The sequence below is a fragment of the Paenibacillus sp. NEAU-GSW1 genome (assembly GCF_009737085.1).
In the GTDB taxonomy this organism is placed as follows: Bacteria; Bacillota; Bacilli; order Paenibacillales; family Paenibacillaceae; genus Pristimantibacillus.
Genome location: NZ_WOVL01000002.1, coordinates 37,486 through 52,599, shown reverse-complemented (window position 1 = coordinate 52,599; position 15,114 = coordinate 37,486). Strand labels below are relative to the sequence as shown.

General features: G+C 52.4%; 13 protein-coding genes. 12 read left to right on the top strand and 1 reads right to left on the bottom strand.

Translation table 11 applies throughout. The features are described from left to right. Nucleotides 1–54 precede the first annotated feature (54 nt). The 9 genes from GOM71_RS01360 (at nt 55) to opp4C (ending at nt 8,387) form a co-directional block, all read left to right on the top strand. Complete coding sequence (locus GOM71_RS01360) at nt 55–321, top strand: antibiotic biosynthesis monooxygenase family protein (RefSeq protein WP_156278068.1); 267 nt, start codon at nt 55–57, stop codon at nt 319–321. 71 nt (nt 322–392) lie between these two features. Next, entirely contained in the window at nt 393–821 is a 429-nt protein-coding gene (locus GOM71_RS01355; RefSeq protein WP_156277669.1) for a DUF6157 family protein, read from the top strand. A gap of 59 nt (nt 822–880) precedes the next feature. Further along, the gene (locus GOM71_RS01350) at nt 881–1,762 is read left to right on the top strand and encodes an alpha/beta fold hydrolase (protein WP_216651687.1); all 882 of its coding nucleotides are present in this window, start codon (nt 881–883) and stop codon (nt 1,760–1,762) included. Continuing rightward, a complete protein-coding gene (locus GOM71_RS01345; protein ID WP_156277665.1) occupies nt 1,759–2,538 on the top strand; it encodes a DUF1684 domain-containing protein in 780 nt (259 codons plus the stop codon). The genes GOM71_RS01350 and GOM71_RS01345 overlap by 4 nt, the downstream gene beginning before the upstream one ends. Before the next feature lie 260 nt (nt 2,539–2,798). Continuing rightward, nucleotides 2,799–4,433, top strand: a complete 1,635-nt coding sequence (locus GOM71_RS01340; RefSeq protein ID WP_156277663.1) for an ABC transporter substrate-binding protein — start codon at nt 2,799–2,801, stop codon at nt 4,431–4,433. Nucleotides 4,434–4,479: 46 nt separating this feature from the next. Continuing rightward, nucleotides 4,480–5,481 (top strand): ABC transporter ATP-binding protein, encoded by a 1,002-nt coding sequence (locus GOM71_RS01335; RefSeq protein WP_156277661.1) that lies wholly within the window; start codon nt 4,480–4,482, stop codon nt 5,479–5,481. After that, the gene (locus tag GOM71_RS01330; protein WP_156277658.1) at nt 5,474–6,463 is read left to right on the top strand and encodes an ABC transporter ATP-binding protein; all 990 of its coding nucleotides are present in this window, start codon (nt 5,474–5,476) and stop codon (nt 6,461–6,463) included. Before GOM71_RS01335 ends, GOM71_RS01330 begins: the two co-directional genes overlap by 8 nt. 33 nt (nt 6,464–6,496) lie before the next feature. Further along, nucleotides 6,497–7,435 (top strand): ABC transporter permease, encoded by a 939-nt coding sequence (locus GOM71_RS01325; RefSeq protein ID WP_253944630.1) that lies wholly within the window; start codon nt 6,497–6,499, stop codon nt 7,433–7,435. A 34-nt stretch (nt 7,436–7,469) separates the two neighbouring features. After that, nucleotides 7,470–8,387 (top strand): oligopeptide ABC transporter permease, encoded by a 918-nt coding sequence (gene opp4C / locus GOM71_RS01320; protein WP_156277652.1) that lies wholly within the window; start codon nt 7,470–7,472, stop codon nt 8,385–8,387. Nucleotides 8,388–8,665: 278 nt separating this feature from the next. Here opp4C and GOM71_RS01315 read toward each other — a convergent pair whose 3' ends face one another. After that, the gene (locus GOM71_RS01315) at nt 8,666–10,636 is read right to left on the bottom strand and encodes an amidase family protein (protein ID WP_156278066.1); all 1,971 of its coding nucleotides are present in this window, start codon (nt 10,634–10,636) and stop codon (nt 8,666–8,668) included. 358 nt (nt 10,637–10,994) lie between these two features. Here GOM71_RS01315 and GOM71_RS01310 point away from each other — a divergent pair, with 358 nt between their 5' ends. The 3 genes from GOM71_RS01310 to GOM71_RS01300 all read left to right on the top strand — a co-directional run bounded on the left by GOM71_RS01310 (nt 10,995) and on the right by GOM71_RS01300 (nt 14,187). Further along, nucleotides 10,995–11,555 carry an ECF-type riboflavin transporter substrate-binding protein gene (locus GOM71_RS01310; protein WP_156277650.1) on the top strand — a complete coding sequence of 187 codons (561 nt, stop codon included), beginning with the start codon at nt 10,995–10,997 and terminating at the stop codon, nt 11,553–11,555. Nucleotides 11,556–11,629: 74 nt separating this feature from the next. Then, nucleotides 11,630–13,360 carry an ABC transporter ATP-binding protein gene (locus tag GOM71_RS01305; RefSeq protein WP_483311016.1) on the top strand — a complete coding sequence of 577 codons (1,731 nt, stop codon included), beginning with the start codon at nt 11,630–11,632 and terminating at the stop codon, nt 13,358–13,360. Continuing rightward, on the top strand, nt 13,357–14,187 hold the full coding sequence (locus GOM71_RS01300) for an energy-coupling factor transporter transmembrane component T family protein (RefSeq protein ID WP_156277645.1): 831 nt from the start codon (nt 13,357–13,359) through the stop codon (nt 14,185–14,187). Before GOM71_RS01305 ends, GOM71_RS01300 begins: the two co-directional genes overlap by 4 nt. The last annotated feature ends 927 nt before the right edge of the window (nt 14,188–15,114 follow it).

Here is a 15,114-nt window from a genome sequence, read left to right as displayed (position 1 = left end):
TTTGTGGCGGACATCAATAAGCAAGAAGGCTATTATGCCGTTATTTTTACGAGCATGCGGACGGACGGAGATAAAGGATACGGTGCCATTGCCGAACGGATGGAAGAGCTGGCCAGACGCCAGCCCGGATTTATCGGCGTTGAGAGCGTGAGAGATGCATCCGGCTCGGGCATAACGGTGTCCTATTGGGAAAGCCTTGAGGCTATTCGCGATTGGAAGCGCAACGAGGAGCATTTGAGCGCGCAGCAAAAAGGACGCGATCAGTGGTATTCGCAGTACCGTGTGCGGATTTGCAAAGTGGAGCGCGAATATGGTTTTTGAGCACATATATCTTATATCCAAATGGCTATACTTTTTGTAAGAGATTGGATGTCTGATTGGAGGGTTCGTTCATGGAATGGAACTATTACAATACTTTTATTCCGGTAGCGCAGGATTGCCCGGCGGAATACGGAACGGTGCCGAAAGGCAAGAAAGACGGGAAAACAAAGCCGGGCGTGGAGTTCGAGCTTGCGGCCAGCCATCCTTACAAGTATACGCAAGAGGAACTGCTTTTCGAGGTGCATATCCGGCATAAGGGCCTCTGCGAAGAGGCGTCGACGGGCAATGTCACGCAAATGCGCGAGCAATTTTATCGTAAGCCGCAGCCGTGCCTGCGCGCGTCGATGCTGCCGAAAAAGTACGGCTGGGGCATCCATTTCAATGCTGAGGGCAAGCTTGCGCTGTATGCTGTCGAATCACCCGAATACAGGCGTTTTGCAGAAGCTGCGGACGATTCTGTGCGTATAGTTGCAGCGATGCGGAACAGCAGGTTAAAATAGTGGAATACGCGGCGAGGCTGGAGCGGCCTTGCCGCATTTTGTAGACATCTTAGAGAAAGTTGCGTGTACACATGTTTGCTTCGATTAACGATACCAAAATATATTTTGATGTAGAAGGATCCGGCTATGTGCCGGCAGGGGACCGGATGGTGCGTCAACCGGTCCTCTTTGTCGTGCACGGCGGTCCGGGCAGCGATCATTCCGATTTCAAACCGTGGCTGTCTCCGCTCGCGGAGCGGATGCAAATCGTCTACCTGGATCAGCGCTGCAACGGGCAGTCCGAGCGCGTCGACCCGGCGACCTGCACGTTGGAGCAGCTTGCAGACGATATTGAGGCGCTGCGCCAATACCTCGGGTTCGGTAAAATCAATCTGCTCGGCCATTCCTTCGGAGGAATGGTTGCGCAAGTGTACGCGACGCGCCATGCCGAGTCTCTGGACAAGCTGCTGCTCGTATGCACGGCTCCAAGCAAAGCGTTCTATCCTGATGCGCTGGATTTCGCCAGCCGCGCAGCGACGCCGGAACAATTGAACAGCATTCCTGAATTGTTCGAGGGCCGCATTGAAGATGAGCAGCATTTGATTCGCTGGTGGGACATCAACTTCCCTCTTTACTTCCATGTAAAAGACGAGCAGCTGATGCACGATACGGGCAATCGTCCGATCGGCTCGCTGGACGTAACCAACTACACGTTCAAGCATTTTATTCCGCAGTATGATGTGCGGCCGCAGCTTCCTGATGTGCAAACGCCGACGCTGATCGTCGCTGCTCGTCATGACTGGATTACGCCGGTTTCGCAAGCGGAAGAGATGAAGCGTCTGCTGCCGAATGCGCAGCTCGTTGTATTCGAGAATAGCGGGCATATGCCGTTTATTGAAGAGCATAAGGATTTCTTGGCGCTGGTTGGCGGCTTTATTGCCAATGAGGAAATGCACTCATGATGACGCTGGAGGAATGGAGACTCTATCGCGAACAATCGGTTGCAGGAGAGCAGGGCGATTTGGCGCTTATTGGGCTCTTTCCGATTAATGAGCCGTCGATGACGGCAGGTCAGCTGCCAGGGCGATGGTCGCCGCTATCAAACGGAGAGCTTGGACTAACTGTTGAAGCGGCCGCGGAAGAGGGGATTACGGTAGACGGCAAGCCGCTGGAAGGTACAACGGTATTGCTGGCTGATCGCGAGCTCGTTCGCTTCTCCGCCGATTTGACGGCGGCCGCGACCGAGCAGCCTGGATCGCCGCATTTGCTTGCGCTGTGGGACGCCAAGGCTGAGGCGATTTCCCGGTATGAAGGGATATCGTTTTATCCGAGCGACGACAATTGGATATTGCCTGCCGAATGGGTGAAGGAAGAGGACGGCAGAGTGATCGCCTTTACTCATAACGCTGACGAGGATGGCGTTGCAAGAATCCATCAATCGCCGGGCGATATTCGCTTTGTCAAGGACGGCGTCTCCTACACGCTGACGCCGTTCGTTTCGGGCGATCAATTGATTGTCGTCTTCGGCGACCGTACCAACGGCAAAGAAACGTATGGCCTTGGAAGGATGCTCATCGTGCAAATGAACGATAACGGCGCGGCGACGCTCGATTTCAATCGCGCGTTTTTACCTCCGTGCGCCTTCTCTTACCATTTTAATTGTCCGCTCCCGCCGGCGCATAACCGGTTGCCTTTCGACATACAGGCGGGAGAAAAGCAAGTTCGATTTCGGGAGTAGCGTTTGTTAGGAACGCTGTTGCCCGGAATAGAATATACCGGTTTGCCTACTGGGTGAATCGGTATTTTTTAATGCTGTAAGTCTATTTTTACCATATTTAATTAATAGAATCGTCATAAAAACCTGTCTCGATGGTAATAGTATCAATAATCGTCGTGTGGATGCATTTTCTATACCGATACTATTGACAAAGATATTGAAACGTACGATAGTTTATTAATACAGAGTAAACTAATAGGAATTAGTCAGGGAGTGTACAAATGAAAATAAGAAAACAAGTTAAAGCATCTTTCGCCGTACTGTTAGTCGGTGTATTGTTGCTCCTGTCGGCGTGCAGCAACAACAACAACAGCAGCAGTGAGGCTCCTGCAGGCGAACAGCAGGCTGCAGGCGGCAAAAAGGTCGTCAATGTAGGCGTTACATACTCGCCAAATGCGCTTAATCCGCTGTCTCCGGTTGGACAAGTTTCCTCTTATGTTTCCGGACTTCTGTTCCCTCCGCTCGTTGAATTGGATGGGGATTTGACGTTCAAACCGATGCTTGCCGATTCAATTGAAACGGCCGACAACAGTACGTTTACAATTAAGTTAAACGCGAATGCCAAATGGACCGACGGAACTCCGGTTACGGCAAACGACGTTATTTTTACATTGAAGCTGATGGCCAATCCAAAGGCAGCTTCGAATTATGCCTACATGTTTGCGATTATTGAAGGTCTGGACGATGCAGGCTATTTGGCTGAAGGCGCATCGGACATTTCCGGCGTGAAGAAGGTCGATGATCATACGCTGGAAGTGAAAACGAAGGCTCCGACGACGCTGAACATTTTCCAAGATACGATCGGCCGTTATTTGTTGACGTTACCTGAGGCGGCGCTGAAGGATGTCGCTCCAGAAAGCATTAATACGAGCGAGTTTATGCAAAAGCCTACCGTTACGAGCGGGCCTTTCACGCTGATCAACTATAACCGCGATCATTTCGTAGAGCTTGCGGCAAACAAAGATTACTTCAAAGGCGCTCCGAAGATCGATCAATTGAACATTAAAGTGCTGCAAGGAACGGCGATCTCGACACAGCTGCAAAGCGGTGAAATCGATATAAACGTACCTTCGTTCGGCGTAATTCCAATTCAGGATTACGACAAGGTTAAAGGTCTCAAAAACGTAACGACTGTTGACGGTCCTGCGATTGCAACGCAATTTATGTACATTAACGAGAAGGTTGTTCCGGAAGCGAAGCAGCGCCAGGCGATCTCCTATGCAATGAACCGCGAGATGATCGTTAACAATTTGCTCAAAGGCGCAGGCGAAGCGGTGGACGGCTACTTCACAAGCTATAGCCCTTATCGCGACGCAAGCGTTGCAACAGTCGGCTATGATGTGGAAAAAGCAAAATCGCTGCTGCAGGAATCCGGCTGGGACGCTGGTAAAACATTGACGCTGTCCGTGTTGTCCGGCGACAGCACGCTTGAGCAAGCGGCTAACATTGTTGCCGAGAATTTAAAAGCGGCTGGCGTTAACGTTAAAATTCAAATGGCCGATCTGGCTACACTGATCGATAAGCTGGTCAAAATGGACTATGATCTCGGCATTCTGACCGTATCCTTGTCGCCGGTCAATCCGCTGCCGGACGTTGCCTACTTCCTGCAGGAAGGCAATCCGAGCGGCTACAAAAATGAGGAAGTTGAGAAAATTCTCGCCGCTTTGAAGGCGGAGACGGATGAAGCGAAGATTAAGGAGCATTACAGCAAGCTGCAGCAAATCGTAGCGCAAGACGTGCCAATGCCTTCGATTTATGCGACGAAAGCGCTCGGCGCCGTGAATAACCGCCTGACAGGCGCAACGCCGAAAGACTTCGGCATGTTTATTAATGTGCATGAGTGGGACGTGAAGTAGCAGTCAGTCGCGTTCGCGATATACCAGGTTAAGGTGGTTAAAAAAGATGGAGCATGTACTCGCCGTCAGCCACTTGCAAACCGCATTTGACACGGAGCAGGGGAAGGTCGTCAGTGTCGATGACGTCAGTTTTAACCTTAAACCGGGAGAGACGCTGGCCATAGTCGGAGAATCCGGCAGCGGCAAAAGCGTAACGGCGCTCTCCATCATGCGTTTGCTCGGCAGCAAAAGCCGTATCGAGAGCGGCAGCGTCAAGCTTGAAGGCGTCGAATTGACGTCGCTGGACGAACAAGATATGCAGCACATTCGCGGCAACCGCATATCGATGATTTTTCAAGAGCCGATGACGTCGCTGAATCCGGTGCTGACGATCGGCTATCAAATGACCGAAGCGATTCGGCTGCATTTGAAGCAAGGGAAGCGGGAGGCGCATGCGAGCGCCGTCGACATGCTTCGCAAGGTCGGGCTGCCCCGGCCTGAGCAAATGATGAACGAATACCCGTTTGCTTTGTCGGGAGGCATGCGCCAGCGCGTAATGATCGCGATGGCGCTGTCCTGCAAACCGAAGGTGCTTATTGCCGACGAACCGACCACAGCGCTTGACGTTACCGTTCAAGCGCAAATTATGAAGCTGATGAAGGAGCTGTGCCAGGAAGCTGGCACAGCCATTCTATTGATTACGCATGATCTTGGCGTTGTTGCCGAGATGGCGGATCGCGTGCTCGTCATGTATGCGGGACAAGTCGTGGAAGAGACCGACGTATTTACGCTGTTCGACGACCCGCATCATCCGTACACGCAAGGCTTATTGAAATCCATTCCGCATCTGGACGCTGATGGCGACGAGCGGCTGGAGTCGATACCCGGCTCCGTGCCGGTAAAATACGATAAGCTGCAGGGCTGCAGATTTTACAACCGCTGCTACTTGGCGAATGGTCATTGCAAAGCGGAGCTGCCTCTGTTGGAGGAGACGGCGCCTGGCCATACGGCGCGCTGCTTTGAAGCTCGGAAGGCGGCGGACAAGGCGGGGGAGAAGGCATATGGATAACGAACGGAACCGGCTTTCGCCGCTGCTGACGCTAGACAGCTTGAAGAAATATTATCCGATCCGCAAAGGGATTTTGAATCGGACAGTCGCTAACGTGAAAGCGGTGGACGGCGTCGATTTGAACGTGTTTGAAGGGGAGACGCTTGGCCTGGTAGGCGAATCTGGCTGCGGCAAATCGACGATCGGCAAAACGATTGTCGGGCTGGAGCAGCCGACCGAAGGGCGCATATTGTATGCGGGACAAGATGTGTCTAAGCTTTCTTCCGACGAGATGATCCGGCTGCGGACGAATATGCAAATTGTGTTTCAAGATCCTTACGCCTCGCTCAATCCGCGAAAAACGGCAGGGGAGCTCATAGGCGAGCCGTTGAAGGTGCATCGGATTGTGCCTTCAGCCGACATTTCGAAAGAAGTCGACCGGCTGCTCGAGCTGGTTGGCCTGCCGCGAGGCAGCAAAAATCGGTATCCGCATGAATTTTCAGGCGGACAGCGGCAGCGGATCGGCATTGCAAGGGCGCTGTCGCTTCGGCCGAAGCTTATTGTATGCGATGAGCCGGTGTCGGCGCTCGACGTGTCGATTCAAGCGCAGGTGCTTAATTTGCTTAAACAATTGCAGCAAGAACTGAATTTGACGTACTTGTTCATCGCGCACGGGTTAGGCGCCGTTAAGTATGTCAGCGACCGAATTGCCGTGATGTATCTCGGTAAAATCGTGGAGATCGGCCCGACCAAAGAGCTGTTCGCCAATCCGCGCCATCCGTATACGAAGGCGCTCCTTGATGCGTATCCGATTCCGAATCCGCATATGCGAGGACGGGAAAAGATCGTGCTGCAAGGCGATGTGCCAAGCCCGGTTAACCCGCCGAAAGGCTGCCGTTTCCATACGCGCTGTCCGCTCGCAAGGCCGGAGTGCCAGCAGCGTGACCCGGAGCTGTTCGGCGATGATCGGCACTCGTACGCATGTTTTTTTTCTATTGACTAATTTTCGAGGTGTTGCCGCTTGTTCACCTATTTAATGCGCCGCATCATGATCGCGGTTCCTGTCCTGTTCGGCGTTACGGTCATTAATTTTATTATTATGATGATGGCGCCCGGCAACCCCGTCGACATGCTGATCAGTCCGCAAACGCCGCCGGAGGCGCTGGAAGCCAAACGAATCGAGCTGGGCCTCAACGATCCCGGCTACGTGCAATATTTAAGCTGGCTGTCCAATCTGTTTCACGGCAATCTGGGCTATTCGATGGTCACCTATGAACCGGTTGGCCAAATGATTATGGACCGGATGGGGCCGACGCTGCTGCTAATGGGCATCTCGCTTGTGATTGGCGTGGCGATCGCGATTCCGCTTGGCGTGCTGAGCGCCTCCAAGCAGTATTCGAAGCTCGATTATGCCGCTGTTACCGGCTCATTCCTCGGCATTTCGGTGCCGAACTTTTTTCTCGGCTTTGGACTTATTTATGTATTCTCGATTTGGCTTGGCGTTCTCCCTTCAGGGGGGATGACGACGCTTGGCGGCGAAGGAGGCTTTGGCGACCTGCTGCTGCATCTCATTATGCCGGTTATCGTCCTTACCGCCAATGTGGCGGGGCGCAATATCCGCTATGTCCGTTCCAGCATGCTGGAAATACTCGGGCAGGACTATTTGCGGACGGCGAGAGCGAAAGGACTGAAGGAGTTTCTTGTCGTCAACCGGCATGCCATGCGCAATGCGCTCATTCCGATCGTAACGGTGCTTGGCATGGAAATTCCGATTTTGTTCGGCGGCGCTGTCGTTATCGAGCAAATATTCTCGTGGCCGGGCATAGGGCAGTTGACCATGTCCTCCATTATGAGCCGCGATTACTCGGCGATTATGGGGCTTAACTTAGTCGCGGCGGCTATCGTTATATTCGCCAACCTGCTCACCGATATGGCCTATGCCATCGTTGACCCAAGAATCAAAAACAATTTATAGAGATTGAACACGCTTGATAAGGAGCGGCAGTTACATGAAATGGGAAGAAGTGCCGGCGGCGGACGGTCATGAACCGCCAAAGCAATTAAATCATCCGGTCCAACGCGAGGATAGTCCGGGAAGAAGCTTTGTCCGCAGATTCAAGAAGCATAAGCTGGCGGTGGCCGGGCTTGTTGTATTGCTCTTGCTGACGCTGTGCGCGATTTTCGCGCCGTGGTTGACTCCGTACGAACCGTCAACCATTACGGACAGCTTTGGTGCGCCTCCTTCCAAGGAACATTGGATGGGGACGGACCAGGTCGGCCGCGATCAGCTGACGCGTCTTCTATACGCAGCTAGAGTATCGTTATCTGTCGGGATCGGCGCGATCGCGATCGCTTCCGCGCTTGGCACGGTTCTCGGGCTTGTGTCGGGCTATGTGGGCGGCTGGATAGACGGACTCATCATGCGGATAACGGATATGTTCATGTCGTTTCCGAACATTATGCTTATTCTCGTTGTCGCTAGCATTGTCGGCCCGGGCTTGACGAATATGATTCTTATATTGGGTTTTCTCGGCTGGCCGGCGGTTGCGCGGTTAGTACGGGGCAACGTGCTGTCCTTGAAGGAAACGGACTATGTGAAAGCGAGCGTTGTTCTAGGCTTCCGTACGCCGCGTATTCTGTTCTTGCACATCTTGCCGAACACAGTGGCTCCGATATTAATATATGCGACATCGGGCATAGCTGGCGCGATTCTGGACGAAGCTGCGCTAAGTTTTCTTGGTTTAGGGGTTCAGCCGCCTACGCCAAGCTGGGGGAATATGCTCTCCAGCGCGCAATCGCTCTCGGTGCTGACGTCGCAGCCATGGCTTTGGATTCCGCCGGGCGTGCTTATTATTATATGCGTACTGAGCATCAACTTTGTTGGCGATGCCTTGCGCGATGCGCTTGATCCGAAAAATAACAAGTAACGATCATAGGGGGTGTCCCGGTACCAGCTTTGCTGGCATCGGGACACCCCCTTAATTATGTTCATTAATCGATTAATTTTGCTGCTTGGAGCGTTCTTGTCAGTACGGCGGGCAATAGCCGATGTTGTTGATGTCACTTGGATTGAAGGTGTTGGTATTTAATTACTGGTCATTTTTGGTCACTCGTCAAGAAGAGAATGATTATAATAAGCAAAAAGAGGCTGAGCAGCGGATTGCTCAGCCTTTTTTGTGTTAAAAGGGGCTTTTAGAGAGAGGATTTACGGGAGCAAAGCTGGCGCTTTGCGGTTATGCGTGCCTTGCTCGTAAGCGTAGGCAAGCTTGATGAGTGTCGGTTCATCGAATGCGCGAGTCATGAACTCGATGCCGACTGGCAGTCCGTCTGCCGTAAAACCGGCAGGAACCGAAATGGCCGGAAAGCCTGTGAAGGCGCTAAGACGGTTGTTGGCGCCGGAGTTTTGCCCTTTGCCGATGACGGCTGCCGGCTGGCTGGACGATGGATAAACGATTGCGTCGAGATCGTTGTCGGCCATCAGCTTGAGCATTGCGTCTTTATTTTGCTTCGTGCGGTACAGCACGATGTCTTTGTACTCTTGTGTCTCCAGCTCGGTTCTCGCGTCGCGGGTTTTCATGGATTCCAGCTGCGATTGGAGGACTTGGCCGGATTCGATAATTTCGGTCAGCGAACGGTATGGCGCGTTAGGGCCGAGTTCAGCTAGATACTCATTCAGTTGGAATTTGAACTCATAGCCGCTGAGGCTTGGGTAGCTCAACAGCTTTGTAATGTTCGGAATTTGTACCGGAACGGCTGTTGCGCCGAGCTTTTCGATGTCTTTGATAGCCGCTTTGACGATGTCGGTGACCGGTTTTTCAGCTTCGGTTTCAGGCAGCAGTTCAACGGCAACGCCGATGCGGGCTCCTTTTAAACCGTTTGCGTCCAAATAGTTGGTGTAGCTGCTTGGGATATGGCCGACCGCATAAGCAGTCGCAACGTCGTCTTTGTCGTAGCCGACCGTAGCGTCTAGCAAAATAGCGGCGTCGGTCACCGTACGTGCCATCGGTCCGCCTACATCTTGCGTAAGCGCAAGCGGGATGATGCCGTCTCGGCTGGAGAGGCCGATTGTCGGACGAATACCGACCAGGCTGTTGAACGACGACGGAATGCGGATCGAGCCGCCTGTGTCGGTGCCAAGACCTGCAAGCGCGAAGTTCGCGGCGATGGCAGCGCCTGTGCCGCCGCTGGAGCCGCCAGGGTAGTGGTCAAGCGCGTACGGATTCAGCGTTTGTCCGCCCAGCGAGCTTACTGTCGTGATGCCGAAGGCGAATTCATGCAGGTTGGCTTTGGCTAAAATGATCGCGCCTTGTTTTTTCAATAGCGCGATTTGATCGGCATCCTCCGGCGGAACGGAATCCTTCAAACAGAGGCAGCCGGCCGTTGTCGGCATGTCGCTCGTGTCGAAGTTGTCTTTGACGATAATCGGGATGCCATGCAGCGAGCTGCGTTTGCCTGTTGCGATCCGTTCTTTATCCAGCGCCTTCGCAATCTCCAGCGCGTTCGGGTTTATATTGATGATGGCGTTGATTGCGCCGTTCTGATCCTCGTATTTCTCAATGCGATCCAAATATTGCTGCGTCAGCGCTTCATAGGTCAATTTTTCTTGATCGACCGCTTTCTGAATGGTGCTGATCGTAGCTTCCACCAGCTCGAAAGGTTTTACATAATCATAGATTCGGTACGCAAGCGCGTAAGCTTGCTCGTAAGTTAGCTTTCCGGACGGATTAAACTTCGCCGAACTAGAGCCGTTCATAATTTGATAGTAAGCCACTGCGCCTACGGATGAAGCGTATGTTTCCTTATCAGGCACGTCCTTATAAGACTCTGCTTTCGCAGGCAGTTTCAGCGCGCCGGCAATGAGGACGGCTGCGTCTTTGCGTGTGACGGGGCTTGCAGAGCTTGCTTTGAAGGTTTGGGTGCCTCCGGCAAGTTTGACCGCTTTATTGAATAAGCCAGTTACTTCCGCGGAAGTAATGAGCTTATCCTTTGGCGTGCTTTCCGAGCCTAATTGAAGGGAAATTGCTTTTGCTGCGTCGCCGGTATAGACGTCAGAGACGGCAGGGACGGGAGAAGAAGCGGCGGAGGAAGCGAATGCGGACATCGGCGCCGCTGCAAGCAGGATACTTGCGGCAACCGTAAGGACCGCTTTAGACATCCATCGTGGTCGTTTGTTCATCATGGAGCATGCCTCATTTCTCATATGTAATATTTTCTAACATAAGAGAAAGTATAGTAGAGGCGGTTTAAGAAGAACAAAGTGGATAATGGGGGATGAAAACGCTAAAAAAGAGACTAAACTCGTTATTCCTTGCATAAACTCTTTTATATTCTATAATTCTATATATGTTATATATGTTTACACAAATGATTGAAAACAGCCTTTCAAACCAGAATAACCGGCTTAAATGAAAATAAAAAAGTTCATCATTGTAATTCCAAGTATTCCGATATATAATAACGACATGATCATGAAAAACATAAAATATACCATTTGGGGATCATGTTTACACTATATCTTTTAGGAGGAATCTGCAATGGCTAAAAGCAATTATTTTTCGATCAAAAGTTTAGTGGCTGTCGGTATCGGCTCTGCACTATTCGTTATTTTAGGACGCTTCGGTTCCATCCCGTCCGGCATCCCGGACACGAACATTGAAACGACGTATGCGCTGCTCGCGCTCATTGCGGTTCTGTACGGACCGGTTGCGGGACTGCTCGTCGGCTTGATTGGCCACACGTTAAAGGACGCGATTTTTTACGGCTCGCCTTGGTTCAGCTGGGTTATCGCTTCAGCGCTTGTCGGGCTCATTATCGGGTTTGCATCGGGCAAGCTGAAAATTGAAGACGGCCAGTTCGGCGCTCCTCAAATTGTGAAGTTCAATATTTATCAAATTATCGCGAACGCGATCGCTTGGTTCGTTGTTGCGCCATCGCTGGACATTCTCATTTACGCAGAGCCGGTAAATAAAGTGTTTATTCAAGGACTAGTAGCAGGAGGCGCGAACATCGTGACGGTAGCCGTCATCGGCACGTTGCTGCTGATCGCTTATTCGAAAACGAGAACGAAGCAAGGAAGCTTGACGAAAGAAGTTTAACTGGAAAATAATAAGCTAAAAAGCCGGTGGCCTTCACCGGCTTTCCTATTTTAACGGACGAAGAGGACATGACCATGACCGATCGAATACCAGTCATACAATTGCGAGATTTTTATTTTCAATACCGCGCTCAGGCTGAACCGACGCTGCTAGGCATTAATCTGACCATCTATGAAGGCGAGAAGGTGCTGATCGTCGGTCCTTCAGGCTCGGGCAAAAGCACGCTGGGCCATTGTCTGAACGGGCTTGCCCCTTCTTTTTACCCTGGGGAGATGCGGGGGGAGGCTTTCATTCAAGGGAAGCCTTTGAAGGAGCTGGGCATTTTTGAGCTGTCAGAGCGGGTAGGCACGGTGCTGCAGGATCCGGACGGGCAGTTTGTCGGGTTGACGGTTGCCGAAGATATCGCGTTCAAGTTAGAGAACGAAACGGTGCCGCAGCCGGAAATGCGCAAGAAGGTTGCAGCGGCGGCTTTGTCCGTCGGTATGGAGCCGTTTTTAGGAGCATCGCCGCAGGAGCTGTCAGGCGGACAAAAGCAGCGCACGTCGCTCGGGGGGGTACTTGTGGACGATGTCGGCATTTTGCTGTTCGACGAGCCGCTGGCGAACCTAGACCCACATACGGGCAAGCTGGCCATCGAGCTGATTGACCGTGTGCACAAGCAAATGGGCAAGACGGTGGTCATTATTGAGCACCGCTTGGAGGACGTGCTGCATCGCGATGTTGACCGGATTATCGTGATGCATGAGGGAAGCCTTGTTGCGGATCAGCCGGCAAGCGAGCTGCTTTGCTCGGAGCTGCTTAGGCAGACTGGCATTCGTGAGCCGCTTTACGTAACGGCGTTAAAATATGCGGGTTGCGAGTTGAAGCCCTTAATGAAGCCGGAGCATGTAGGCAGCATTGAACTGGATGAATGTGCGGATCAAATGCGTTCCTGGCATAGCGATCAAGCGTCGTTGATGCAGGCGACGGGGCCAGGGCCGGGCGCGGAGCAGCAGCCGCTGCTCGAAATCGATCGCCTTTCCTTCGGCTATGAGAAGGGAAAGCCGATTTTACACGATATCTCCTTCACTGTTCGAGGAGGTGAAATGATCAGCATTGTCGGAAAAAACGGAGCGGGCAAATCGACGCTGTCCAAGCTGATTTGCGGCTTTTACCGTCCGAGCTCCGGGCGCATGCTGTATAAGGGTGCTGATATGGCTGCAGAGACCATCAAGGAGCGGGCGGAGCGGATCGGTTTTGTGATGCAAAATCCGAACCATATGATTTCGAAAACGAAAATTTTCGACGAGGTGGCGACGGGGCTGGTGACTCGCGGGATTGCGGGCGAGGAGCTGGAGCGGCGAGTGCATGAAGCGCTTAAAATATGCGGGCTTTATCCGTTTCGCAGCTGGCCGGTTTCAGCGTTAAGCTACGGCCAGAAGAAGCGGGTGACGATCGCCTCAATACTGGTGCTGGAGCCGGAGATGATATTGCTGGACGAGCCGACCGCCGGACAAGATTACAAGCATTACAACGAAATGATGGAGTTTCTCGTTGGCTTGAACCGCAGCGGCATAACGGTCGTTATGATTACACATGACATGCATTTGATGCTGGAGTACGCCGACCGCACAATCGTATTGGCGGACGGGAGAATGCTTGCCGACGATACGCCGGCGCGTGTTTTGACAGATACGGCTCTTGTGAGGGCCGCCAATCTGAAGGAAACCTCAGTGTATGAATTGGCTGAGCGCTGCGAGCTTTCGGATGCACGCGGATTTGTCGGCACATTCATTGCCCACGACAGGAGGGTTAGAGGCAGATGAAAGCCAAGATGCTGACCTATTCTCCCATTGACTCGCCGATTCATCGTTTGGCAGGCGCAACGAAGCTCATTTTTTTCGTGCTGTGGTCGGTCACCTCGATGATCACGTACGACACCAGGGTACTGCTGGCCATGTTCGCTTTTGGCATTATGATGTTCGTTTTATCGAAAGTAAGATTTCAGGATTACTCGTTCGTCCTTTATTTAATCTTGTTTTTCTTTCTTCTTAATCATGCGGCTATTTTTCTATTCTCTCCTTTGGAGGGGGTTAAGGTTTACGGGACGATGCATGAGCTTTTCCCGATTGCAGGACGCTATACGGTAACGCAGGAGCAGCTGTTCTATCAATTCAACATAATGTTGAAGTATGCTACCGTTGTGCCGATTGCGCTATTGTTTATATTGACGACCGATCCGAGCGAGTTTGCCGCTTCGCTGAACCGGATCGGCGTCAGCTACAAAATCGCTTATGCCGTCGCGCTGGCGATGCGCTACATTCCGGACATTCAGCGCGATTATGAGAACATTTCGTTCTCGGCGCAGGCGCGGGGAATTGATACGTCGCGAAAAGAAAAGCTGTTTAAGCGGCTGAAAAATGTCGTATCGATACTAATGCCGCTCGTACTGGCGAGCGTGGAGCGGATCGAGGTCATCAGCGCGGCGATGGAGCTGCGCGGCTTCGGCCGTCGCAAACGGCGGACCTGGTACAGCGCGCGTCCGTTTACCGGCCGCGATTATACGGCGCTTGGCTTCATCCTCGTTGTCGCGGCTGCGGCGATTGCCATTACGATCGGCAACGGCTCGCGGTTTTACAATCCATTTGTGTAACGATGAAAAGGCTGCGTTCCTATAAGAGGCTGCGTTCCCAAAAGGGAGCGCAGCCTTTTTTGCCGGTGGAGAGTTGTAAGGCCGGAAACGGCCTTACAGGCAACGCAAACTGCTGCGTTCGAGCGTGTAAGGCTGAATCTGGCCTAACAAACGCGTAAGGAGTGAAGTTGGAGGTAACTTGAACCGCTGTAAGGCCGAAAACGGCCTTACAGGCAACGCAAACTGCTGCGTTCGAGCGTGTAAGGCTGAATCTGGCCTAACAGACGCGTAAGGAGTGAAGTTGGAGGTAACTTGAACCGCTGTAAGGCCGAAAACGGCCTTACAGGCAACGCAAACTGCTGCGTTCGAGCGTGTAAGGCTGAATCTGGCCTAACAGACGCGTAAGGAGTGAAGTTGGAGGTAACTTGAACCGCTGTAAGGCCGAAAACGGCCTTACAGGCAACGCAAACTGCTGCGTTCGAGCGTGTAAGGCTGAATCTGGCCTAACAGACGCGTAAGGAGTGAAGTTGGAGGTAACTTGAGCCGCTGTAAGGCGAAAAAAGGCCTTACAGGCAACGCAAACTGCTGCGCCCGAGCCTGTAAGGCTGAAATTAGCCTAACAGACGCGTAAGGAGTGAAGTTGGAGGTAACTTGAGCCGCTGTAAGGCGAAAAAAGGCCTTACAGGCAACGCAAACTGCTGCGCCGAGCGTGTAAGGCTGAAATTAGTCTAACAGACGCGTAAGGAGTGAAGTTGGAGGTAACTTGAGCCGCTGTAAGGCCGGAAACGGCCTTACAGGCAACGCAAATTGCTGCGCCGAGCGTGTAAGGCTGAAATTAGTCTAACAGACGCGTAAGGAGTGAAGTTGGAGGTAACTTGAGCCGCTGTAAGGCCGGAAACGGCCTTACAGGAAACGCAAATTGCTGCGCCCAAGCGTGTAAGGCTGAAA